The organism is Pseudorhodoplanes sp., assembly GCF_050250235.1.
GTDB lineage: Bacteria > Pseudomonadota > Alphaproteobacteria > Rhizobiales > Xanthobacteraceae > Pseudorhodoplanes.
The window spans coordinates 41,742-64,898 of sequence record NZ_JBFWPA010000031.1; the positions used below are offsets into that span (position 1 = coordinate 41,742).

Here is a 23,157-nt window from a genome sequence, read left to right on the forward strand (position 1 = left end):
CAACTCGCACAATCGGCACAGCCGTGATGACGATACCGGCGACCAAATTCCGGCTGTGGCCTATGTCCGGATGTCGACCGATCATCAGAAATATTCGACCGAGAACCAACTCGACGTCATCCGCAGCTACGCCACGGCCCGCGGCCTGACAATCCTACGCGTCTTCGAGGATTCCGGAAGATCGGGGCTACGACTTGATGGCCGCGAAGCGCTGCAGGCGCTGATGGCTGAGGTTCAGTCCGGTCGGGCCAACTTCAAGGCGATCCTCGTCTACGATGTGAGTCGCTGGGGCCGGTTTCAGGACGCAGATGAAGGGGCCTATCACGAGCATGTCTGCTCGCGCGCCGGGATCCGTGTCCACTACTGCGGCGAGCAGTTCGAGAATGACGGCAGCATCGGCTCGAACCTTCTGAAGACCGTCAAGCGGGTGATGGCGGGCGAGTACAGCCGCGAGCTCTCCGTGAAGGTCTTCGCGGGCCAATGCCGTCTCGTCGAGCTTGGGTATCGGCAGGGCGGAGCGGCCGGTTACGGGCTACGCCGTGTGCTCATCGACGAGGATGGAAACCCGAAAGGTGAATTGTCGCGCGGGGAGCAGAAGAGCATCCAAACCGATCGCGTCATCCTGGTTCCCGGCCCCGCGGATGAGCAGCGTGTCGTCCAGCGGATGTACACGATGTTCGTCGACGAAGGCCGATTGGAGCGTGAAATCGCTGAGACCCTCAATGCTGAAGGATGTCGGACCGATCTTGGTCGGCCGTGGACACGCGCGACTGTCCATCAGGTTCTGACGAACGAAAAGTACATCGGCAACAACGTCTTCAACAAGGTGTCCTTCAAGCTCAAGCAGCGCCGGGTGGTGAACCCGCGCGAGATGTGGATCCGCGCCGAAGGTGCCTACCCTGCCATCGTCGATCGGGCTCTGTTTCTGCGCGCGCGAGAGATCGTGGATGCGCGCAGCCGCCATTTCAGCGATGAGGAGTTGCTCGATGCCCTCCGGACAATTCTGAAGCAGCAAGGCGTACTGTCAGGCCTAATCATCGACGAGCAGGATGATCTGCCCTCGTCCAGCGTCTATCGCAGCCGCTTCGGCAGTCTCCTGCGAGCGTACCATCTGATCGGCTATGAGCCGGAGCGCGATTATCGCTACATCGAGATCAACCGGGCGCTACGACAGGCGCATCCCCACGTGATCGCCGAGATCATGGCAGGCATCACGCGAGGCGGCGGCATCGCCGTGCGGGATCACACCACCGACCTTATTCGTGTCAACGACGAATTCACTGCGTCCGTCATTCTCGCCCGCTGTCATACAACAGGGGCAGGGTCGCTCCGTTGGCGCATCTGCCTCGACACTGGTCTCGTGCCTGATATCACCATCGCTGTGCGGATGGATGAACTGAACGAATCGCCGCGCGACTACTACCTCCTGCCCAGCATCGATATGACGCTCGATCGACTGCGTCTCGCCGAGCAGAACGGGCTTTGGCTGGACGCCTATCGGTTCGACACACTCGACTTCTTCTACACCCTCGCTGGCCGAACCCAAGCTATGGAGGCAGCCTGATGTCGGACGAATTGCAGGAACACGATCCGAAGCAAGTGCTGCTGATCCCGACCGAGCGGATCCGCATTCTTAACCCGCGAGTACGCAATCGGCGCAATTTTAAGGAGATGGTCGAGAACATCGCGCGGATTGGATTGAAGCGTCCGATCACGGTGGCTCGGCACGCGGGCACCGATCCCACCGAATACGATCTCGTCTGCGGCCAAGGACGCCTCGAGGCCTTCATCGAGTTGAAGCAGACAGCGATCCCGGCCATTGTGGTCGATGTCGACGAAAGCGAATGCCTGGTCATGAGCCTCGTTGAGAATTGCGCTCGACGGCAGCACCGGCCAATTGACCTGATGCGCGAGATCGGTACGCTTCGGAAACGCGGCTACGATGACCGGCAGATCGGCAACAAGATTGGTGTGACGACCGAGTATGTCGGCATGATTGCCGGTCTTCTCGAACACGGAGAGGAACGGCTCGTCTCGGCTGTGGAGACCGGCCTACTGCCGCTCAACCTTGCCATCGAAATCTCGAAGACCGACGCCGAAGGTGCCCAGCGCGCACTGATGGATGCCTATACCCAGAAAAAGCTACGCGGGAAAAAGCTGACAGCGGTGCGCCGCCTCATCCAGCAACGCCAAACGCAGGGGCCGCACCTCAAATACAATCGCTATGGACGCAAGGACGGCGCCAAGCGCCCGCTGACCAGCGACGCCCTCGTCCGTGCCTATCAGCAGGAGGCGGATCGCCAGAAGCTGCTGATCAAGAAGGCCGAGCTGACGCAGGGCCGATTGATGTTCGTCGTCGAAGCATTCCGCAGCCTACGCGATGACGAGCATTTCCTCACCCTCCTTCGGGCCGAAGGGCTAGACACGCTCCCCACGTATCTCACCGATGCACTGCGCGAAGGAGCCAGGGCATGAAGTCAGGCAAGTGCGGTTCGTCGGGCACTATTGCTCTCGCCTTCGAAGGCGACTGCGTGACCCTGCCGATCCAGTCGATCCTGCCCGTGCGTGCCCTCGGCTCCTCCGTGAAGTCCAGCAGAAAGTATCGGCAGATAAAGACATCTGTTCGCGAGGTCGGACTGGTCGAACCGCCCGTCATTGCACGTGCCCCCGTGCAAGGTGGGGCCTTCCTGCTCCTCGACGGGCACATCCGAATCGAAATCCTGAAGGATCTGGGGATCGAACAGGTCGAGTGCCTCGTCTCAACTGATGACGAAGCCTTCACCTATAACAAGCGGGTCAGCCGTCTCGCCCCGATACAAGAACATCGAATGATCCTGAGGGCCATCGAGCGCGGCGTTTCCGAGGAGAAGATCGCTGCCGCGTTGGATCTCAATCCCAGCAGCATCCGACGTAAGGCTCGCCTGCTGGACGGGATCTGCGAAGAGGCCGTTGCGATCCTGAAGGACAAACCCTGCACCTCGGCCGTGTTCGAGATCCTCCGGAAGATGAAGGCGCTACGGCAAATCGAGGCATCGGAGCTTCTGGTGAACGCCAACAACTATTCGTTGGCTTACGTCTCAGCGATCCTTGCGGGTACTCCGCAGGCGCAGCTGGTCGAGACAACCAAACCGAAGCGCCTGAAAGGAGTAACACCCGAAGCCATGGCACGGATGGAACGCGAGCTTGCGAGGCTGCAGGAGGGCATCACCTCAATCCAGGAGACCTACGGACAGAATCACCTGCAACTGACCGTCATCAAGAGATACCTCGCCAAGCTCCTCGGGAATGCGCGCGTCGTGCGACACCTGATGCAATACCGGCCGGAGTTTCTCAGTGAATTCCAGTCGATCGCCGAGATGACATCTACTTTGCCGACGGCAGCTGAGTAGCTGCACAGCAATCGATGGGGACCCGGACCCGATAAGCGCGGGGACCGCAGGAGAAGCCGCACTGTGGGGCGGATCAAGTGCGGCGGTGGGGATGGCGGCGAACCCGCTCGGAGCCCACCAGGCCGGCTCGAGTTTTCGCCGGCCGCATGACTGGCGTTATGCTGGTCATGACGTGGGATGGGCGTGCCGGTTGAGCACCGACGGAAACTCCCGGCACGCCCGATCTGGATGTATATTTTTCGACCCTCAGAAGCGTCCCAGCTGCGAGGATCTACGACGCATTTAAATCCGCTTAGAGCCCTTCACAGCAAAGCGCCATTATAGCTAAAGTGGCTCCAACTTTGGGGGCAATCATGCAACACATGTCCGCACGCGATGCGAAGAACGGCTTCGCACGTGATGCGACTGCTTTGGTCGGTCGATAAGCCGGCCATGGAGGCGCGAAACATCCTCTTTCAGGAGGAAGACAAGGCCGCGTACGTTGGCAAGATGATGCAGAGGCTATGCGAAATGAAAGCGTTACAATCAGTCTGATCGTCGCAGTATTGGAGAATGTGTAATGTCGGCGGAATCGAGCGCGCGGCCGTCCTGGTTTGTCGGCGCGGCGTACAATCGGACCGAGGATCAAACGCCACGATTTCTCGCTGAGGGAATATGGGAGAACGGCTACGAGGACGGCAAGTATGGAGATGTCGTGCGCTCCATGCGGCCGGGCGACAAGATCGCCATCAAGTCATCTTACACACGTAAGCACGATCTTCCGTTTGACAATCGCGGCGCGACCGTCTCGGTGTTGGCGATCAAGGCGGTCGGCACGATCACCGCGAATCTCGATGACGGCAAGCATTTGCGAGTAGACTGGTCGCCGGTTTCGCCGCCCCGCGAATGGTATTTTTACACCAATCGCGCGACGGTCTGGCGCGTCGCGCCGGGCGGGTGGATGGAGGATGGACTTCTGGCTTTTGCCTTCGACGACCAACCCCAGGACATCAACCGGTTCAGGAATGAGCCATTCTGGCGGGAGCGGTTCGGCGACGCGGACGGGGAGCAGCGTTTCCGCTGGACAGCCTTCTACAGCGCCGTCGCGGCGAAGCTTTTCGACTATCGGGCGGACAGGCAGCCATTGATCGAAGGCATTCATGCCATTGCACAAGATATGGCGGGACTCGGCTATTTGCAGGACCGCTATCCCGAAGGCGGAACCGGCCCCCTGCGCGATATCTGCCCATTCACGGCGATGGGCACGTTCAACCGATCTATGACAGAGGACAATAGGCGCGCGATCGCAGGGGCACTCGCAAAGCTAATCGGCGTGGAGGAGGATCCGCCGGCTTCCTTCGAGGGTATTCCAGTCCTGAACAATCAGCGCTCGTGGTTCTTCAGTTACGGTGACAAACGTGGCGAAAACGACATCGATAAGTTGTGGGATCTGTTCATTGCCGCGGCGGCGCTCGTGGAGGCCGATCAGCCGGAGCAGCGGGAGGCGTTCATCTCCGCTTACGACGCAGCGGTCGAGGTCTGGGGCGCTTCGTGGAATCTCTCTACCGGCCTCTATTGGTCGCATCCCTGGGAGTTTCCGACCCTCGACCGCAACTCGCGCGCTTTCCTCACGGGACGACTGCAAATGCGGATCCCGACGATTGGACCGCAGAAGCCCTGCAGCGGAACGACGTATTTGAAGCTCGTTGACGACCTCAAGGCGCGTTTCGGGGAGGACAGCTATCCGGTTCATAGCTTCCCCGAATTGTCGCTCGCATCCTGGCGATACAAGGCACCCGAAGATGTCCAGACGGAACCATGCGCAGCCGAACTAACCTCGACGAAGGATCAGGATGAGTCCGCTGCGGCAGATCCCGTGCAGGCGCCTTCGCCGACGGAACCTTACGACGTCGATGACATCATGCGCGACGGCTGCTTCCTGGAGCAAGAGGAGATCGAACGTCTTCTAGAGCGCCTGCGTACGCGCAAGAACCTGATCCTGCAGGGGCCGCCGGGAACGGGAAAGACGTGGATCGCCAAGCGCCTCGCCTTCGCGCTGATGGGCGAGCGCGACGAGGCGCGCATCCGGGCCGTCCAGTTTCATCCGAACCTTTCCTACGAGGATTTCGTCCGCGGCTGGCGGCCGAGCGGCGATGGAAAGCTAACTCTTGCGGACGGGGTCTTCATGGAGGCGATCCGTGCTGCGCTGGGTCGCCCGGACGCCCGCTACGTCATCATCATCGAAGAGATCAATCGCGGGAACCCCGCGCAGATCTTCGGCGAACTGCTAACTCTGCTGGAGGCAGGCAAGCGTACGCCGCGTGAGGCGCTGGAGTTATGCTATCCCGATGCCGATGGCCTGCGCCGCCCAGTGCACGTTCCCGAGAACCTGTTCGTGATCGGCACCATGAACATCGCTGATCGCTCGCTGGCGCTCGTCGACCTGGCCTTCCGCAGGCGCTTCGCATTCGTGGGGCTCGAGCCGCGGCTTGGGCCAGCATGGCGGCGGTGGGTGACCGAGAGGGGTGGGGTCGATTCTCTGCTCGCAGACGACATCGAGCGGCGAATCCTTGCGCTGAACGCGGAGATCGCCGGGGCGTTCGGTCGTCAATTCGAGATTGGGCACAGCTACGTCACACCAACGGCGAAACTGGAGCCGGGCACCACACGAGAATGGTTTCGCCAGGTGGCCGAGACGGAGATCGGCCCGCTGCTCGACGAATACTGGTTCGACGCGCCGAAATCGGCGCGCGAGGCCCTCGATCGACTGCTGCAGGGATGGTGATCGCCGATGCCGGGGTGAGCGAGACCGCCGCTGCGGGCTTCATCGGTCGCATCCCGGTGCGCAACATCTGGCTTCTGATGCTTTACGCCTCGGACCTGTTCCGGACGGCGGGCCGCACACTCGTCGACGTCGAGCACAACCCGGACGAGATCGCCGATCTCGTTGCCGAACTGCTGGCGCAGGCGGTAGAGGAACGCCAGCGACGACAGCTGAGCCTCGGCTACCGTCCGCGCAGCGCCGACCTGTCGCGGGTCCGAGGTCGGATCGACGTCCTGCGAACGGAGCGCCGACAGTTGCTCGCACGCGGAGCCGTGGCGTGCCGTTTCGTCGAGCTCAGTGTCGACACGCCGCGCAACCGCTTCGTCCGCGGCGCGCTCGGGGCGGTGGCGCGGCTGGTCACGCGCCCCGAGCTCCGCCATCGTTGCCGCCGGCTGGCTGCGGATATGCAGGCTCTCGGTGTCTCCGGCGCCATGCCATCGCGAGCCGAGCTCAGCGCCGACCGCATTGGCCGTCACGACGCGACGGATTGCGAGATGCTCGCAGCGGCGATGCTTGCGATAGACCTCGTTCTGCCCACCGAGCGGGCTGGCCCGCGACCATTGCCGATGCCGGATAGGGAGGAGCAGTGGGCCCGGCGGTTGTTCGAACGCGCCGTCGGCGGCTTCTACAAAACCATCCTGCAACCAAAGCGATGGCGCGTACACAAAGGGGGTGCGCTCGACTGGCCGATCGATTGGTGGACCGAGGGCGCGCGAGAGATATTGCCGGGGATGCAGACTGATATCGTGCTCGACGATGCGCTGGTCGGCCGCCGTATCGTGATCGACACCAAGTTCACCAGCATCGTGACGGCGGGCTGGCGCCGCGAGGCGACGTTGCGCAGCGGATACCTTTACCAAATCTACGCGTACATACGTTCACAGGCAGGACGTGGGGATCCGATGGCCGACAAGGCCGAGGGCTTGTTGCTGCACCCGGCCATCGGTGAAACGATCGACGAAGCCATCTCGGTGCACGGACATCTCATTCGGTTCGCCACAGTAGATCTCGCGGCCGACAGCGGAGCTATCCGCCGACAACTTCTGAAGCTCAGCTTGCAGCTCAAAAACGAGACTTCTGCGGATGGACCTTCACACGCGTGATCGCGTGCGGTTGCCCACAGAAACCGTGCTGCCTGTATTTCATCCGACCTTGCAGCCCCATAAGGACGTGTGGTCGGCTGCGAAATACCCATCCGCAACCCGGAATGTGCCCTGGAGTTCCACCGTGTCGCCTTGGGCGAGCGGGGTCATGGTCTGCAGCCAGAGCGCCGTCGCCTCGGAGGCGTGCGCGCCGGATATCTCGCCGAACGATCCTCGGATTTCCGTCGAGGTGTTCAACACCAGCCGCCCGCGCATTCGCGCCGTGGTGCTGGAATTGACCTTGTAGAGCAGCGTGGCGCCGAGGAGGTAGGTGCCGGCGACCGGAGCGACGAAACGGTTGTTGCCGGCGTCGAAGGCGCTCTGGTCGTTGTAGTCGGTGTTGTTGATCGCGATCTTCGTCCAGGTGTCGACGGCAACATAGTTGTCGTAGTTGGTATACCCCTTGAAGCGCGGCAGCCGGGGCTGGTCGACGATGCCGTTGGCATTATCGACGATCAGTCCGTCGAAGAAGACGCTGCCGTCCTCAGAAACCGCCAGCCGGAACCTGTCCGAACCGAACAGGCCGACCAGGGCCTTGGTGACGTAGCCAGTCTGCAGCGTGAGGCCGAGATCGCGGCCGGCGGCCTCCTTGTTCATGGTGTAGAACAGATCGCCGGTGCCGCCCTCGGCGATCGATTTCGCAGTCCAGAGCGCCGCGTTGAGTTTCGCGGAGAACGGATTGGCGGCATCTGCTGTGGTGCCCACGCCCAGAAGGGCAAGGCTCTGCAGTGCGTCGGGCGTCACATCAATCCAGCTGGAGCCATTAAAGGCCAGCAGCAGGCTTTCGTCCTCGATCCATGCAAGCCAGCCGGCGCGCGGCGGCAGGCGCAGCCAGGCGCCATCCGACCAGAGGGCAACGTTCAAATCCCAGCCGGCCCATGCACCGGTTGCGCCCGAGCCGACGATGTAGCGATCGCCGTCATGGGGACTGCCGGGTGGCGCCGCCAGGTCGCGATCCTTGACCGACAGTTGCACGACGCCATCGAGGACCCGCAGCGCCTCATTATGAGTAACGTGTTTCTGAGCCTGCGCGGCCATGATGAAGGGCAGCGCCAGATGCACTGTTGTGTCGGACATGGGTGTCTCCGATGATCAGAACCAGAGGGTGGTGGTGAGCGCAGCACCTGCGCCAAACATCTGCCCGATCTGGGCAATGCGGACGGTGAGCGCGTTTCCTGATCCGAGCGGCGCGCCCCAATCGGCGCTCTGGTCGGCTGCGCTGTAGACGACACTGGCGGTGGACGTTGTCAGGGACCGCTTGATGGTTGCGCCGTCGAGGATGTCGACCTGCCAGGATTCGCTGGCCTCGCTCATCCGGATTTCAACGGCATTCCAACTGTCTGCGGCGAGCGATCGATCCCGACGCACCCAGCGAATGGTGAGATCACCAGGCACGCGCGCCTTGCGCCATGGTTGTTCGACATGGACCGGCGCGAAGGGCCGGAGCCCAACACCCTCGGGCGTGAAGGTCTGTGCCACATAGGTCTCGTCGCTGACAGGTTTTGAGGCCGGGCCGATGCGCCAGTTCATCGCCATGCCGAGATCGGCCTCGGTGACCGGCAGGTCGGCGAGCATGCTGTCGAGCACCACCACGCGCGCACCCGCCGGCACCGGATCGGCCATCGCGCCTTCGGTGCCGCGCTGACCGCGCAACAGCCGCGTCAGCCGGTAGCGGCCCGGCGCGATCAGTTCGGCCGATCCTGCTTGCAAGACCTCCCAGATACCTGGTGCGCTTTCCACTGCAAGCGCATTGGCGCCGCCGAGGAGCGCAATATCGGTGACGCTTTCGAGCGTGCCGGTGACGAGATCGACAATCATGACGTTGCCGTGGTCGAAGCGCGAGACCGGTCCGGACCACAGATCATTCGTCAACGTGCCGATGCGGGCACGGGTGCTGAAGTTGGTGACCAGCTCGAAGCCGTCATTGCCGGGGCTGCGGAACACCGCCAGTTGCCCCGGCCATGGCTGTGCCTGCGCGGCGATCAGCGGATGGTGCGGGATGTGCGCTTCCGTCAGTTGCGGCAGGTCGAGGAACACCACCTCCGGCGCGCCGAAGACGACAGTTTTGGAGAGTGTCGATGGTCGTGCCGCGCCAGGCGGAAGATCGTAATCCTGCCGATCCTGGCGAATCGCCTCGACGCTGCGTGCCTCAGCGTCGGCGACCGACACGAGACGGAAATCGATCTCGCGGCCATCATGGTCGAGCCTGATCACGTCGGCCGGATCAATTGCCAGCCGCGATGGCGGCAACCGGAAGACAGCGCTCTCACGCCCTGTCCAGGCTTCCATCAACACACGGCGGCAACGGCGTTCGGCCTCCTCTAGCGGCACCGCAAACGGGAAGGTCTCGGAGGAGACGCGGGACGCTTCAACGGTGATACGGCGGGCTTCGACGATCGCCGCATCGTAATCCTCGTCGGCGCGCGCTACCTGCCATTTGAGCGCCTGGGGCAGTTCGGTCTCCTGGCTGCGAATCAGCTCCAGAACCTCGTTCTGATCGACCGCGACCATAGTGTCGACGGTGATAGTGGTCGTGGGAGCCCGGCCGCGCATGACAAAGCGAATCCTGCCTTCACTTTCGACGGCATCGAAGCCGAAGTGACGGGCAAGGTTCGCGATCGACGCCCGCGGGCTTTCCAGTGCGCCGATGACATAGCCCTCGACGGCGCCCCAGAGCCCTGAGACATCGATCTGCTCATCTCGCATACCGGCGCGCCGACACAGATGCCGCACAAGGGCGGCGAGCGAGACCGCACCGAGACGGCCGGTCAGCCAGTGGCCGAGCCGCCAGTTCTCTCCGTCGGTCCAGACATCGGTCAGCTCGGGAAAGAACGGATAGGGTCGCGCATCCCAGGTCCAGGCAGCGCATTCGGGCACATGCACCATGCGGCTGCCTGAGATGGACGAGATTGGATTGTTGGCCGGATCGCTCCACCACAGATACGTTGCTTCCAGATAGGCGCGCTGGATGGCATCGTCGCGCCAGCCGCGCGAGAAGTGTGGCACCTCGCTTTCCGCCGACTTCGGATCGACGAAAACGTTGGGCTGGTTGGTACCGCGGTCGATGGCCGGGCAACCGAGCTCGGTGAAGCGGATCGGCTTGGATTGCGGCACCCACGCCGTCGGTGTCGGACTCTCCACGCCGCCAGGACGGTCGTAATGCCTGTTCGACCACCATGAGCGCAGGTCCTTGCTGCGGAACACCCACGGTTTGGCGGCGGCACCATCGGTGATCGCCGTGCGAATCTGGTTCGCCCGATCGACCTCCGAGGCGTAGTACCAGTCGAAACCTTCGCCGCCTCTGATGTTGGATTGCAGATAGGCGCGATCATGAATTGCAGGCCAGCCGGCCTGCGCATCGAGATGTGTGAGGCCGTCGCGCCAATCGGAGAGCGGCATGTAGTTGTCGATGCCGATGAAGTCGATGTTGCTATCCGCCCACAGCGGATCGAGATGGAAGAAGACGTCGCCCGAGCCATCCGCTGGCTGATGCCCGAAATACTCGCTCCAGTCGGCGGCATAGCTGATCCTCACACCAGGCCCGAGGATTGAGCGCACAGCCGATGCCAGGTCGCGAAACGCCTGCACGGCGGGATAGCTGCCGGCGCCATCACGAATAGTGGTCAGCTCACGCATCTCCGAGCCGATGATAAAGGCATCGACGCCGCCGGCCAGTTTGGCGAGCTGCGCGTAATGCAGCACCATGCGGCGCAGACCCCAATCGCTGGCGGGGCCGGTCCAGAGCACGGTCTCTCCAAAGGCCGCAAACTGTGCTGCGGTCGCTGCGCCGAAGAAGCTGGCAACCTGTGAGGCGGCGGCAGCGGTTTTATCGACGCTTCCCGCGTAACCGGCTGCCGGCGAACAGGTGATGCGGCCACGCCAGGGAAACGCCGGCTGACCAGCCTCGCTGGCGTTGTCGGAATACGGATTCGGCAGCGAGTTGTCCGGCGGCACATCCATCAGGATGAAGGGATAAAAGGTGACGCGCAGCCCACGCGCTTTCATCTCGCGGATTGCCTGCACGACGGCAAAGTCGGCAGGCGTGCCGCCATAGACCGGGCGGTTCTCGGCGTCGCGGCTGACGAGATGGGCATTGGCGCGCGATACGCCGTTGACAGTCCAGGTCTTCGGGAAGGTCAGCTTCGACGCCAATTCCACGCCAGGCCTGATCTGGCAATGGCCGGCGCGCAGATCGTTGCCGAACCAGGCGACGACGAGACTGACGCTTTCAATTGCAGGCATCGTCGCCTGCAGATGATCGAGCGCCACCACCATGTCGGCGGTGTCGGACAGCGCGTTGAGATTGGCCGGGATCTGTGTCCAGGCGCTGCCATGGCGGATGCCTTGCGTCGCATAAGTGAATTCGCCCGAAGCCGGAATCATGGTGACGGCGCGAACCAGCCCTTCGGCGGTGTCGGCATCGGCGAGCGGCCGAAACACCTCGAAGGACAGCTGCGGCAGGCGGTTGCCGTAATTGGCGAGCGGCAATTCCTCGAACACAACGTAAGCCGTGCCACGATAGGACGGCGTATCGGCCGCGCCCATCCTGGCGGCAATGAAGGGGTCTGCGGTCTGGTTCTCGTCGCCGGGATACCAGCGCCAGGCAATGCCGGCGGTATCGAGCAGCTTGCCATCGGCCCAGATACGGCCGATCCCGGTGATCGGACCTTCGCAGAGCGCGACCGCAAAGCTCGCGTAATAGAGATATTCGGTGGTCTGCACCTTGGCGCCACCGCCGCCCATCGAAAACCCCTTGCCGCCGCCTTGCGTGGTGGTTCTGCTCTCCTCGCGAAAGTCGGTCGCCCAGATGATGTTGCCGCCGATGCGCATGCGGCCATAGAGCCGGGGGATGACGGCGCCTTCGGTCGACGAGGTCAGGCGCAGGCTGTCGAGACGCGCGCCCTCGATCCGCTGGGCAGGGGTGAGCGACGACACGATCCAGCTGTCGACCATGGAGCCGGCGGCGGCGCCGACAAAGCCGCCGATGGTGGCGGCACTGACGCCGAGGATGGTGCCGCCGATGCTGCCGCCAATGGCGGCACCGGCGACACCGAGAACGAGAGCGGCCATGGATCAGGACCTTGTCTTGCGCCGGGCCTTCTTGCGCAGGACAAGGGCCGGCCGCGGAAACAGAAAAGCGAAGGCTATGCGCCGTCGCCAGGGCAAGGTCAGCGGCTGCTCGATCACGCCGAGCCGCTCATAGGCATGAAGGAAGCTGTCGGTGCCGGTCAGAATGCCGACATGCTTGGCGATGGCGCGTGGCGCCATGCGGAACAGCAGCAGCGCGCCGGGGGCGGCATGTTCCGGTGCAATCTCGATCATGGCGCCGCGGGCGCCCTCGGCCAGCACCTCGCGCGGGCCGGTTTCGCCCCAGTCGCGGCTATAGGGCGGGATGATGAAGGGCTCGTCACCCACCACCTCACGCCAGACGCCGCGAGCGAGGCCGAGGCAGTCGCAACCGACACCCTTGAGGCTTGCCTGGTCGTGATACGGTGTGCCGAGCCAGGCGCGCGCGACGGCAATGACCTTTTTGGGGGCAGCCGACTTCACAGCACCGCTCCATTGTGGCCGCCATCGCGCGTTGCATAGCGCAGCACCGCATCCTGGCCGGGGATGTGGGGGAAGCCGCGGAAATTGGCGACGTTGGCGAACTTCGCTGCACAAGTGGCGATACGCTTGTCGCAGCCGGCGCGAATGACGAAGGCATCGGCCTCCGCAATTGGCCGCACTGGCGCCTCGAGCAGTGTCAGGATGGCGATGCCGTCGACGAGATCATGCGCCAGCACCTCGGCGCGCCGCCCGTCATTGACGCCGCTGGTCCATGTTACTGTGCCGAAGGCAAACCAGCCCGCGGCAAAGCCACCAAGCCCCGATGCCGTGAAAGCGCGGTCGCGCAGTATGTCGATAACAGAACCTGTCCCCTTGAAGGAGGGCGCATCGAGATTGACGCGGCAACGGACGTCGCCGAGTTCTGCATCGCAGGTCGCCTGGAACATGCGGCCGACGGTCTGGCCGAGCACATGCGCTATGCTCCGCATCTCGGCGACAAAGGCGAGCCGGCCGCGCCGGATCTGGCCGATGGCGCCGCGGCGCATGAGCACACGCTGCGAGGTGTCGGTCCAGTTGACCCGCCAGAGCTCGACCTCGGCATTATCCCAGCGTCCATCGAGAATGTCGGTCTCAGTGATGCGATCGGAGGTCAGCACGCCTTGTGCGTCCTGTGCATCGACGGCGAGATCGGAACCGGCACGCACCTCCGACGCCGTCAATCCGCTTTCCGGCTCGAACAGAGTGCCACCAAAATCAAGCGTGCGATCATGATCGGTGAAGCCGAATACGGCGCCATCGGCACGGGTGATCTTCCAGCACCAGCTGAGCGTCGTCGTGCCCGCGTCGAGATGGGTCTGCAGAGCTGGAGAGAGGGATTTCATGGTCGATCACCGGCAATCATGACCGCTCCGCCCACTTGGCAGCTAAGTCCTTGACGGTGTGGCCACCCATGTAGAGGCCCATGAACCAGGCGGTCAGCGTCATCATGGTGGACAGGTCGACACCGCCCGCGATGCTGGAGCCAAGGATGGCGTCGGCCACCGGCACCAGCACCAGACGGAACAGGAACAGAAAGCCGAGGAACCACATCCACGCTGGCCGCCAGCCCCAGGTCCACCAGGGTCGCCCCTTGCTCATCTCGGCCAGCATCAGCCTGTTGGCTTCGCGCTGCTGTCCGACCCATGCCGCGACGAGCTGCGGCGCGTCGACCTCGGCAGCGGCAACGGCCGCTTCCAGATCCTTTGCTGGAAGTCCAGGAAGACTATCCGGCGTCACGCCGGCTTTGCCGGCAATGGCGTCGATGACCATGCCGCCAATCTCGCCGGCTGCGCCACCGACATGCTTTTCCAGCAGGCTCTTGACGATCGGCGCGCCGACCCTTGCCGCAACATCGATCAGGATCGACGCGAGAATGGCGCTCATGACATGATCCTTCCTGCCTCGACGGCATAGGCTGAAGCGCGTTGACGGTGGATGATGGCGCGAATGATGAGGATGGCGGCGACCAGCACACCGGCGCTCAGCAGTCCGCCCAGCACCCAGCCGGCGATCTGGTCGACATGATCCGGGTTGAAGAGCGCGTCGCTGCCACCGGCCGTGGTCGCGGTGCCGGCCGCGCTGGCGCCTGCGGTTTGCTTGTTCGAGGTGGCGGTCGCGGTTGTCGCCTCCTTCGCCAACTGCTCACGGACTTGAATCGGACCCATCGATTGCGCCAGCGCCCAGGCGACGCCCTTGGCCTCGATACCGGCGACGCGCGTCGACCAGCCCTTGCCAAACGTGTTCCAGATGGCGAGCGAGCGCATGAAGCCGAGACGTTTGGCGCAGAGTTTCTGGACGGTCTCGTGGTCGGGACCGCCAATCGCGGCCATCAGCCATTGCCTGGCGCGCCCAGAACCGGAGTTCACGCCGGCATCGAAGGTGGCAAGATCGACACCGGCGGCAAGCCGATCACCGCCGACCTTGTCCCAATAGTCGGAGCGGTAGATCTTCGCGACAGTGTCGTTCGAGATGTTGCGCAGCTCGGTCTTGGTCGCACCCGGTTTGAAGCGGCGATAGGTGGCAAGCGTGATGCCCTTCATCGTGGCACCGCCGGGATCGGAGGGATGATCCGACCAGCCGCCCTCATAGCCCAGCGTCACCGCCAGGCAGTTCTGGAAATTCTCGAGCATGGGTTACCTCAGCAGGTAAACGATCAGGATGAGGAGGGCGACGATGACGCCGACGCGCATGCGATGGGCGAACGCCTCGCGCGGATCGGGGCTGTCGCAACGAAGCTGGCGGGCCAAGCGCAGAAGCTCACGCATCGTGATCGCCTCCCTTGTTGCGAAGGCGCGCCAGCGTCACCTCGATGAAGGCAGGTCCGAAGACGCCGACGAGATAGGCGGCGGAGCCTGCCGCACCTCCGGCCGGAATCGCTTCCGACGGCAGGCCGAGCCACCGCGTGACCAGCGCCATCGACAGGCTGCCCATGCCGGCGGCGATGATGCCGCCAAGCAGGATGTGGCGCAGCGCGTCGCGCAGATGCATCTTGGTGGTCAGCGCGTTGGTGGCGCCACCGAGTGCGCCCCAGACGGCGAGGATCACCGCCGTCGATGCCGCAAGGTCGCGCAGCACCGCGGTGATGAAGCCGGGTTCATCATTCATCGTCGGATCTCCACGAGGGGAATGGAGGTGATCGAGCCGAGCCGCTCGAGATCGAGCGTGACGTCGAGCGTGTCGGTGTCGAAGCGAACCGGCACGTCGAACGCGAAGCCGGCGGTGATAGCGACGCCGGAAGCAGGTGCGGATACGAAGGTGACGAGACCGGTGGCCGCATCGACCGACCAGCCGGAGGACGTTGGCGTGCCGTTCAGCGCGATCGCTACGCTGCCGGCAACAGGCTTGGTAATGATGCGTACCCATGCCTGCGCGCCGGAGGCGTAGCGCTTCACCAGCTGGAATGTTTTGGTGCTGGCGTCACCAGTGCCGATCGCCTGATCAGTGGCGGCGGGGATCTGCGACGGCAGGCAGGACTTGTAATCGGCCCAATCCTTGAAGCGAAAGCCATGCAGTCGGCCGTTGCGCGCCTCGAAGAAGGCGACCACTGCGGCCAGATCGTCGGCGCGACGGATACCGTAGGCGACATCATAACGGCGGCGAGAGCTGGCCCAGCTGGCGTTGCGCTCCTCGTCGCCCGAGGCGAGCTCCACGACTTGCGTGCGACGCTGCGGTCCGCCGCGCGCGCCACGCGAAATGTCGTCCGGAAACCGGACCTCGTGGAACGCCATGTTAGGGTCTCAGAGCCCGCGCCGGCCGAGCGACACGGCGCGGGCGATATCGGCGGCGACCTGTGTGCGCGATTGCCGAAAACTTTCCGCATCGCGCGCCATGATGGTGACGTTGACGCTCGGCGCGGATGCGCTACGTGCCGAGGCTGATGCCTCGCGCTTCGACAGCACCCGCTCGCCGCGCTGCAGGATGGCCGGCACTTCGTCTGGCCGCAGGCCTGCCCATCCACCGGCATGCAGGCGCGACGCACCAGCGAAAGCTATGGCCGGCACCATGCGGCTAGGGCTGGGTCCGCCAACGATGCCACCGGTGTGATAAATCGGCGAGCCAAACAGTCCTGCGGCTGCCGCCGCCGGGCTCGGCACGCCAAAGAGGCTGCTGCCGAGGCTGCCCAAGGCGCCAGACAATGCGTTAGCGATGGGACCGAGGATGAAGCGCCGCGCCGCGAGTTTCGCCAGATCAGCAATCAGCGAGGTGACGAGATCGCCGAACTTCAGCTTGCCGGTCTTGACGAACTCGCCGACGGCATCCTCCGCACTCTTGAACGCACCGACCAGCGTCTTGCCGACATCGGCGCCGATCTCGCGGGCCTTCTCCGCATAATCGGCCAGGCTCTTGACCACCGCCGCCCAGCCGGTGACAACTTCTTCTGCACTTTTCTTGTGCGCCTTGCCGGCTTTCTTTGCAGCATTCGCCGACGCATCGAGTGCAGTGGTGACACGGCCCGCTGCATTGGCGGCATCGTCGAGTGCGGCCGCACTGTCCGCTTTGCGCACCGCATCGCCCAGCGCCTGCGCAGCAGGACCGACGGCATCAAAGGCGTGTGCCCGCGTATCCATCGCACGCTCACGATGGCGCTCCGCCATCACACCGGCATTGCTGGCGGCGTGATCGAGCATCGAGGAATGGGACTTTGCCCCGAACCAGTCGATCCGCGTCTCAGCGCCGAGGGTCTCGGCGACCTTGTTGAAAGTCGGACCGATGCTACCGAGAAAGTCGGCCCACTTGTTGGACAGGAACGCCATCAGCTTGAGCCAGAGCTGCTCGACGCTGGCCGTGATCGCGCGGAAATCATCGACAAACGAGCTGGCCGTGATCTTGATGCCGTCCCAGACGGCTCGTGCCAGATTACCCATCAGCTCGAGCGCGCGCCCAAACCCGCCGGCGCCTTTGACCAGCTGCCCGAACCAGTAGATTAGCTCGCCGGCGCCGACGATCAGTGCGCCGATGCCGGTGCGGATGATGGCGCCGCGCAGCAACGCCAGCGCACCCGACAGGCTGAAGGTGGCAATCCGTGCCGCAACGAAGGCAACCACCCAGCGTCCGGCCATGAAGCCGGCAAAAGCGATGCCGATGGCGGCAAGATGCTCCAGATTGTCGGCGAGCAGAATGATCGCGGCTGCGACGGCAGCGGACGTTCCCGCCATCTTGTCCCAGCGGCCCACCAGCTGCAGCGCCGCATTACCCAGAAGCGTGAAGGCATCGCCAATGGTGGCCGGCATCGCGTCGGCTTCCTTGCGCAGGCGCTCGAGATTGCCGAGCAGTGCACGCCGGATCACATCGCCGGTGATGTCGCCTTCCGCGCCAAGAGTGCGCAGCTGATTGACGTTGACCTTGAGCTCCGCCGCCAGCAGTTCGGCGATCCGCCCGCCGCTGGCGATCACGGTGTTGAGGTTCTCGCCCGAGAGCTTGCCGAGCGCCATGGCCTTTGACAGTGCGTTCTGCACGGACGCCGCGCGATCAGCCTTGGCGCCCGACACCACCATGGCATTGTTCAACGCCTCGGTGAAATCCAGGCTCTCCTTCGTAGACAGGCCAAGCTCCCGCAGCGCCGTGGCGTTGGCGAGCCAGGACTCCGTCGTTTGCGTAATGCTCGAATAGGTGCGCCGCGCCATGGCGGCGAGCCGCTCCATGACGGCGGCACCGCGTTCCTGCGATCCGGTGGCGAGATCGACCCGCGAGCGCAGGTCGGTCCAGGTGTTGGTGTAGGTGACGAGCTGCTGGACGCTGATCGCAGCGCCAAGCACGCCCATCACCCGGCGCACCACCATGCCGGTGATATCGGCCTGCTTCTCGATGCGCTTGAAGCTCTTCTCGCCAACCTCGCCAATGCCCTCGAATTCGGACCTGACCAGCCGGCCGCCTTCGGCAACGAGCCGGACGGAGACGCGTTTTTCGGCCATGGGTCAATCTTCCTGTCAGACGGAGACACGCCTTGCGTGACGGTGCCGATCCGCGGAAACTTGAGTCATGTCCGAGATCGTCACCTTGTCCGCCAAATTTGAGATCCAGATCCCCGAGGCCCTCCGCGCTGCGCGGGGCTGGAAGGTCGGTCAGGTCTTCGCACTCATGCCAAAGGGAACTGGCATTCTGCTGATACCGGTGCCGGAACAGAGTTCACTTGCCGGGATCGCAAAGGGTGCTGAAGCGACCGATTGCCGGGATCGGTCGGATCGGTTCTGACCGCCAAATTCCCAACAAGGCTTTGCCTGTGCGTCATTGACATATGCGTCTGGCAACCTGGAGGAAGATGACATGAGCGAAGCTTTCAAGAGTATCGAACAGGGCCTGAAGGAGGCGCTGGCGCATGTGCGTGGTGAGCGGATGGCCACGGTCCACGAAATCGAACTGTCGGAACCGGACGTCCAGGCGATCCGGGCTGATACCGGTCAGTCGCAATCCGCGTCTGACGGCAGCATTGGCAGGAAGAAGAGCAGGCGCCTGAACCGGGGGTAATGCCGCAAGTCCTGACAGGCCGGCGTGCAACAGTCGTATCTGATCAGGCGCGCTCGGCCGCCATCTGTTCGTTGAGCTTGCGCACCATCACCGCCTCGATCTCGGACAGACATTCGGCGGCAATCAGCGGACTGACACCGAGTGCGCGCGCCATGGCTAAGGCAGCGTTCATGTCCCAGCCGATGACGACCGTGGCGCCCATGCCGCCAACCACACGCAATTGTCCAGTCAGGCGCTGGACGAGATCCCAGACCTGCCAACCCTCCGGAGTTTCCGGAGAGTTCAGCCGCGCCGGGCAATCTTCGCACGCGCTTTCGCAGGCCGCGCAGTAGGCCTCGCCCCCGCCGAAGTGCCATTCGGCAAGGGCGATGAGGCGTTTTTTTCCGCATCCAGCATCAGATACGGCGCGAGACAGCGGGTCTGGAACGCCTCGAACACCGGCCAGATGTCGAGGAGCGCATCGATCCCTTCCGGCGTGACCGACATCGGCATGCCGCTCTCATCGCCGACGCCCTCCCAATCCATCACCACGCGGCGGGCGACCGCCTTCGCCATGACCAGCGCCATTTCTTCCTGGCTGGCATCCTTGGGCAAAGATTCGACGGTGGGATCGTTGCGGGCCGCGACCATGGTGGCGGTGGTCACCGGCAGAACAAGGAGGCGCAGGCCAGATCCAAGGTCGAGCCATTTCGGCTCAGTGGAAAGGTCGAGACGGATCATGGTCAGTAGTCCTCCACGTCATTGATGAGCACGGCGGTGCACATGCGTCCGAGCGTGGCGTCGCGCGCCGCCTGCCAATCGAACGATGCCTGCACGCCCTGCGGCCCGGAAATTTCCAGGCGGGGCCGCGGCAGATAGACCGCGTGCGCCGTGAAGGTCAGGCTTTCGCCAGAGATGAGTGTGTATGAAAACTCCAGCTCGCAAGGAGCGCCGTTGATCGCCTGTGTCACCAATGTCGAGTCGGCAAAGCGGACCTCGGTACGGCCGGTGAGCGCCGCAATCGACGGATCGGCGCCATCGATCATGCCGTCGGCACGGATAGTCTCGATGCGGTCGAGATTGTTGGCATAGGTGATCTCGGTCGAGATCACGTTGCCCAAAGCGGTGCCGTTGCGCTTGATCGCGCCGTTGAAGTGCCCGAAGCGGATGAGATCCAGCTCCGCGGGCGTGCCGGCCTGTGACGTGGTGTTGATCGTCTCGCCCTGTGCCACCAGCCGCGCCGTTGCGGTCAGCAAGCCAGAGCGCTGCATTTGCCAGGTCAGTTGATCGAGCACTGCGCCGGAATAGAGTGCGTATCGCGGCACCTCAGGCATTCCGGTCTCGATTGCCATCGACGGCAGGGTCCAGGATCCGGATTGGAAAGTGTGGGTGAAGGGCCCCGGTGCCGTCCCCGTCGTCGTCGGCGCACCAAACGCCGCCTTCAGCCAGAAGCCGAAGGCTTGCGCATCGATCGGCACCACGACGTCGCCATCGGCGGTCACCGCATCCTTGACCGGCGCCAGCGGATCGCGGCCATAGCCCAAGAGCTCGGAATTGAGCAGCGGCTGTTCCGCTCCGAGCGTCGTGCTGGCGAATGGCATGCGGCTGAAACCGCTCGCCGGCGGGGTGCCATAAATCGTCTCGAACGCGAGCGCCATTCGCGCCCGCGCCCCTTGGGCTCGTGCCATGGTGTTTCTCCTCGGATTGTCGGGATCAACCGAGCGGGTCGGCCGTCGAATAATGCAGCACCACCGGGATCATGGCGGCTTTCAGGGCGGCCGCGCCCTCGATGGGCAGATCGACCGGCTGCGGCGCTTCCGCCTCGATCCAGTCGCACAGTCCCCCGAGCGTGCGGTCGCCGGCAATCGCCGCACCAATGCTGGCGCACAGCGCATCAAACGCCGCATCGCGGCCCGCGCCCTGCACGACGGCCTCGATCTCGGCCCGGTGCTGATAATGGTAGATGAGTGGCGACAGCGTCGTCTCCGGCTCACCCGGATCGCCATCACGCAAAATCAATAGCCCTGCCGCAGGTACACGCTCGGGCAGCACCTCGCCGCGCAGCACGGTGGCTGGCAACATTGAAAGCTGCGCGTGTAGCGCGGCGAGGATGGTTTCGCGGGTGGTGGGCATGATGGTCCCGGTTCGCCGGGACCAGCCCGGCGTCAGTGATCCCTGTCGGGTTTCTGCTCCGAAAGAGCGGCCAGCCGTCGCGGCAGATCCGAGCGGCCGTGCAGGAAATCGACGATGATCACCTGATCGGCGTCCTCGACGAAAACGACGAAATGCTGACCCGCTCGCGTGAAACGCAGATCCTCGGGCAGGTCCGGATCGATGAGGCGGCGGCAGTCCTGCGACATAGCCGTGCCCGCCGCAATCGCCGCGCAACGTGCGATCAGGTCTTCCTCGTAGGCGGCAGCCTGTCGCGGACCGAAGGTCTCATGCGTCCAGCGAGCGATTTCGACGAGCGATGTTTCCGCCTGTCGCGTCAGGCGCCAGGGTTTCGGCATCAGGACGATTAGCGCGCGGAAGCGAAGGCACGCCGGATCGCATCCTCACCGCTCCCCTCGGCCAGATCACCACGCCGGGCCTGGTCCAGCCCGTCACGCAACCTTGCCTGCAATTCGCTGAACTCCGCCTCCTCCCTTTCGAGAAGACGCAACCCCGCCCGCAGGGCTTCGGAGGCATTCTGGTAGCGCCCCGATGCGACCAGCCGGTCGACAAGGTCGGATTGGGTTTCCGTCAGAACGACGTTTCGGGTGGCCATGCGTATCTCCATCAAGGATATTGGCAATATATGCCAATGCCCTATGAATGTCGACCGCTGGCCAAATGCAGGTTTGTGGGGGCCAGGCGCCCGGATTCATATTGGCGTGGCACCGTGGAAAGGATGATGGTCATGGTACGCAGCCTTCAGGACAAGCTCGCCAGGCTCGACCCGGCCCGCCGCGCGCGGATCGAGGCCGAGGCTAATCGCCTGCACACCGAATGCCGGGCGCCGATTCTTGATAGCACGATTACCTGTCCGCATTGCGGGCATTCGCAAAACGAGACCATGCCGACGGATGCCTGCCAGTGGTTTTACGAGTGCAAGGGCTGCGGCACGCTCCTCAAACCAAAACCGGGTGATTGCTGCGTTTTATGCTCCTACGGCACGGTACCCTGTCCGCCGATCCAGGCCCATAAATGATGCTGCAGTTGATAGCCTGACTGGATCGAGCCGCTCAGGAACGCGTTTCCGTCCAATTCGCCACGATCATCCCCGGCAGGGCGTTCTCCACCGCGCGCGCATCCTGCGCGAGATCGAGGCGCTTTGGCAGTTTCACCTGCGGCACCAGCAGGAAGATCACGGCGGTGGCGCGACCTTGCAGCCGGCTCGAGACGCGACCATCCTTGTGCCGGGTGATGTTTTCGCGGACGCGTCCCGTCTTGCTGACGCGAACATTGTCGGCCACCAGCAGGCTCGGACCAGTGCGGCGATAGACGAAGCGCAGGCGCATGCCGGTATGGCGTTCCCACGCGCCGGGCGTGATACTGCCGCCTCGCGAGGATTTTCCAGCGCTCGGCATTGCGATTGCCAGCCAAAACCCGTTCTTGGAGCGGATCAGTGGGCCGGTGTCGTGCGCACCAACAATCACTGGTGCCTTCGACCAGACCAACGCTGCCGCGTTGAGACTCCGCCGACCTTTCGGATACTGCTCGGAGCGAATGGTGCGGGCGAGTCGCGCCCCGAGGCCTGCGCCAGTGATCTGCGCTCGCCAGGCGGACTTGAGACCGGCGCCAGCTTTGCGCATGGCAGCGGTGACCGCCTTTTGGCCGGCGCGGGTTTCCGCCTCCATTGTCCGGGCGATATCGCCGACAATCCTGATGCCGAGTTTCATGCGGGGCGAAGGTCCACGGTCCAGACGAGCCGCTCGCGATCACGCACCGGCTCGCCCTGAATGATGAAGGTGTCGCCATCGATCTCGATCCGGTCGTCGGGGCGCGGGCTCGAGACCTCGGCGAGGCGAAGATCGACGCGGGTGGTTTCCGACCAGAGCCGCGCCTCGCCGAAGCCAGTGATCTCGTCCGCACGTCGGGCAATGATGCGCACGGGCACGGCCGATCCGCCATCGGGCGTATAGACAGCGTCCCTGCCGATGTTCGGATCGCCGAACAGGTCGTCGATCGCCGTCGCGAAGGCGCTCAAACCCATCAGTTGCTCGTGTGGTTGCGCACCGCGAGCCGCGGGCGCTTGTTGACCCGTAGGGTCGAGGCCTCGGTCTTGACCTCAATGGCGCTACCGTCGTGT

General features: G+C 63.8%; 26 protein-coding genes. 8 read left to right on the plus strand and 18 right to left on the minus strand.

The window, feature by feature from the left end:
* Positions 1-55: 55 nt before the first annotated feature.
* The 5 genes from AB7F49_RS15690 (at position 56) to mcrC (ending at position 7,295) form a co-directional block, all read left to right on the plus strand.
* Positions 56-1,564, plus strand: a complete 1,509-nt coding sequence (locus tag AB7F49_RS15690; protein WP_428523942.1) for a recombinase family protein — start codon at positions 56-58, stop codon at positions 1,562-1,564.
* 35 nt (positions 1,565-1,599) lie between these two features.
* Positions 1,600-2,475 (plus strand): plasmid partitioning protein RepB C-terminal domain-containing protein, encoded by an 876-nt coding sequence (locus AB7F49_RS15695; protein ID WP_428523907.1) that lies wholly within the window; start codon positions 1,600-1,602, stop codon positions 2,473-2,475.
* On the plus strand, positions 2,472-3,389 hold the full coding sequence (locus tag AB7F49_RS15700; protein ID WP_428523909.1) for a plasmid partitioning protein RepB C-terminal domain-containing protein: 918 nt from the start codon (positions 2,472-2,474) through the stop codon (positions 3,387-3,389). The genes AB7F49_RS15695 and AB7F49_RS15700 overlap by 4 nt, the downstream gene beginning before the upstream one ends.
* Positions 3,390-3,948: 559 nt before the next feature.
* Positions 3,949-6,153 (plus strand): McrB family protein, encoded by a 2,205-nt coding sequence (locus AB7F49_RS15705; protein ID WP_428523911.1) that lies wholly within the window; start codon positions 3,949-3,951, stop codon positions 6,151-6,153.
* Positions 6,147-7,295, plus strand: a complete 1,149-nt coding sequence (gene mcrC / locus AB7F49_RS15710) for a 5-methylcytosine-specific restriction endonuclease system specificity protein McrC (RefSeq protein WP_428523913.1) — start codon at positions 6,147-6,149, stop codon at positions 7,293-7,295. Before AB7F49_RS15705 ends, mcrC begins: the two co-directional genes overlap by 7 nt.
* A 39-nt stretch (positions 7,296-7,334) precedes the next feature.
* Here mcrC and AB7F49_RS15715 read toward each other — a convergent pair whose 3' ends face one another.
* Genes AB7F49_RS15715 through AB7F49_RS15760 form a run of 10 tightly spaced genes read right to left on the minus strand, consistent with a single transcriptional unit; the run spans position 7,335 to position 18,334 of the window.
* The gene (locus AB7F49_RS15715; protein ID WP_428523915.1) at positions 7,335-8,396 is read right to left on the minus strand and encodes a DUF2793 domain-containing protein; all 1,062 of its coding nucleotides are present in this window, start codon (positions 8,394-8,396) and stop codon (positions 7,335-7,337) included.
* 30 nt (positions 8,397-8,426) lie between these two features.
* Positions 8,427-12,404, minus strand: coding sequence for a baseplate multidomain protein megatron (locus AB7F49_RS15720; RefSeq protein ID WP_428523917.1), 3,978 nt, complete (start codon positions 12,402-12,404; stop codon positions 8,427-8,429).
* Between the two features lie 3 nt (positions 12,405-12,407).
* Complete coding sequence (locus AB7F49_RS15725) at positions 12,408-12,884, minus strand: NlpC/P60 family protein (RefSeq protein ID WP_276200005.1); 477 nt, start codon at positions 12,882-12,884, stop codon at positions 12,408-12,410.
* Positions 12,881-13,765: a DUF2163 domain-containing protein gene (locus AB7F49_RS15730; protein ID WP_428523919.1), complete on the minus strand. Its 885-nt coding sequence runs from the start codon at positions 13,763-13,765 to the stop codon at positions 12,881-12,883. The genes AB7F49_RS15725 and AB7F49_RS15730 overlap by 4 nt, the downstream gene beginning before the upstream one ends.
* 16 nt (positions 13,766-13,781) lie before the next feature.
* Positions 13,782-14,306 carry a hypothetical protein gene (locus AB7F49_RS15735; protein WP_276200003.1) on the minus strand — a complete coding sequence of 175 codons (525 nt, stop codon included), beginning with the start codon at positions 14,304-14,306 and terminating at the stop codon, positions 13,782-13,784.
* Positions 14,303-15,052, minus strand: coding sequence for a glycoside hydrolase family 108 protein (locus AB7F49_RS15740; protein ID WP_276200002.1), 750 nt, complete (start codon positions 15,050-15,052; stop codon positions 14,303-14,305). The genes AB7F49_RS15735 and AB7F49_RS15740 overlap by 4 nt, the downstream gene beginning before the upstream one ends.
* Before the next feature lie 3 nt (positions 15,053-15,055).
* The gene (locus AB7F49_RS15745; protein ID WP_276200001.1) at positions 15,056-15,187 is read right to left on the minus strand and encodes a hypothetical protein; all 132 of its coding nucleotides are present in this window, start codon (positions 15,185-15,187) and stop codon (positions 15,056-15,058) included.
* Positions 15,180-15,527, minus strand: a complete 348-nt coding sequence (locus tag AB7F49_RS15750; RefSeq protein WP_276200000.1) for a hypothetical protein — start codon at positions 15,525-15,527, stop codon at positions 15,180-15,182. Before AB7F49_RS15750 ends, AB7F49_RS15745 begins: the two co-directional genes overlap by 8 nt.
* The gene (locus tag AB7F49_RS15755) at positions 15,524-16,150 is read right to left on the minus strand and encodes a DUF2460 domain-containing protein (protein WP_276199999.1); all 627 of its coding nucleotides are present in this window, start codon (positions 16,148-16,150) and stop codon (positions 15,524-15,526) included. The genes AB7F49_RS15750 and AB7F49_RS15755 overlap by 4 nt, the downstream gene beginning before the upstream one ends.
* Positions 16,151-16,159: 9 nt before the next feature.
* Positions 16,160-18,334, minus strand: coding sequence for a tape measure protein (locus AB7F49_RS15760; protein ID WP_428523923.1), 2,175 nt, complete (start codon positions 18,332-18,334; stop codon positions 16,160-16,162).
* Between the two features lie 67 nt (positions 18,335-18,401).
* Here AB7F49_RS15760 and AB7F49_RS15765 point away from each other — a divergent pair, with 67 nt between their 5' ends.
* Together AB7F49_RS15765 and AB7F49_RS15770 are read left to right on the plus strand one after the other, a co-directional pair.
* Positions 18,402-18,614 (plus strand): AbrB/MazE/SpoVT family DNA-binding domain-containing protein, encoded by a 213-nt coding sequence (locus tag AB7F49_RS15765; protein WP_276199997.1) that lies wholly within the window; start codon positions 18,402-18,404, stop codon positions 18,612-18,614.
* A 72-nt stretch (positions 18,615-18,686) separates the two neighbouring features.
* Positions 18,687-18,887 carry a hypothetical protein gene (locus AB7F49_RS15770; protein ID WP_053239919.1) on the plus strand — a complete coding sequence of 67 codons (201 nt, stop codon included), beginning with the start codon at positions 18,687-18,689 and terminating at the stop codon, positions 18,885-18,887.
* A gap of 43 nt (positions 18,888-18,930) precedes the next feature.
* On the opposite strand, the gene AB7F49_RS15775 is transcribed toward AB7F49_RS15770, so the two are convergent.
* The 6 genes from AB7F49_RS15775 to AB7F49_RS15800 form a co-directional block, all read right to left on the minus strand.
* Positions 18,931-19,089, minus strand: a complete 159-nt coding sequence (locus tag AB7F49_RS15775) for a DUF7697 family protein (RefSeq protein WP_169507165.1) — start codon at positions 19,087-19,089, stop codon at positions 18,931-18,933.
* An 80-nt stretch (positions 19,090-19,169) separates the two neighbouring features.
* Positions 19,170-19,607, minus strand: coding sequence for a hypothetical protein (locus AB7F49_RS15780; protein ID WP_428523926.1), 438 nt, complete (start codon positions 19,605-19,607; stop codon positions 19,170-19,172).
* A gap of 2 nt (positions 19,608-19,609) precedes the next feature.
* Complete coding sequence (locus tag AB7F49_RS15785; protein ID WP_428523928.1) at positions 19,610-20,554, minus strand: phage tail tube protein; 945 nt, start codon at positions 20,552-20,554, stop codon at positions 19,610-19,612.
* Between the two features lie 25 nt (positions 20,555-20,579).
* Positions 20,580-20,999: a hypothetical protein gene (locus AB7F49_RS15790; protein WP_260349158.1), complete on the minus strand. Its 420-nt coding sequence runs from the start codon at positions 20,997-20,999 to the stop codon at positions 20,580-20,582.
* A gap of 32 nt (positions 21,000-21,031) precedes the next feature.
* Entirely contained in the window at positions 21,032-21,376 is a 345-nt protein-coding gene (locus AB7F49_RS15795) for a type II toxin-antitoxin system RelE/ParE family toxin (RefSeq protein WP_428523930.1), read from the minus strand.
* A gap of 8 nt (positions 21,377-21,384) precedes the next feature.
* On the minus strand, positions 21,385-21,633 hold the full coding sequence (locus AB7F49_RS15800) for a type II toxin-antitoxin system ParD family antitoxin (RefSeq protein ID WP_428523932.1): 249 nt from the start codon (positions 21,631-21,633) through the stop codon (positions 21,385-21,387).
* Positions 21,634-21,867: 234 nt separating this feature from the next.
* On the opposite strand from AB7F49_RS15800, the gene AB7F49_RS15805 reads away from it, so the two are divergent.
* Positions 21,868-22,056, plus strand: coding sequence for a GDCCVxC domain-containing (seleno)protein (locus tag AB7F49_RS15805; RefSeq protein ID WP_428523944.1), 189 nt, complete (start codon positions 21,868-21,870; stop codon positions 22,054-22,056).
* A 34-nt stretch (positions 22,057-22,090) separates the two neighbouring features.
* Here the strand turns inward: AB7F49_RS15805 and AB7F49_RS15810 are convergent, their stop codons facing one another.
* Together AB7F49_RS15810 and AB7F49_RS15815 are read right to left on the minus strand one after the other, a co-directional pair.
* Positions 22,091-22,747, minus strand: a complete 657-nt coding sequence (locus AB7F49_RS15810; protein WP_428523934.1) for a DUF6441 family protein — start codon at positions 22,745-22,747, stop codon at positions 22,091-22,093.
* Positions 22,744-23,055 (minus strand): head-tail joining protein, encoded by a 312-nt coding sequence (locus tag AB7F49_RS15815; protein ID WP_428523936.1) that lies wholly within the window; start codon positions 23,053-23,055, stop codon positions 22,744-22,746. Before AB7F49_RS15815 ends, AB7F49_RS15810 begins: the two co-directional genes overlap by 4 nt.
* Between the last annotated feature and the right edge of the window lie 102 nt (positions 23,056-23,157).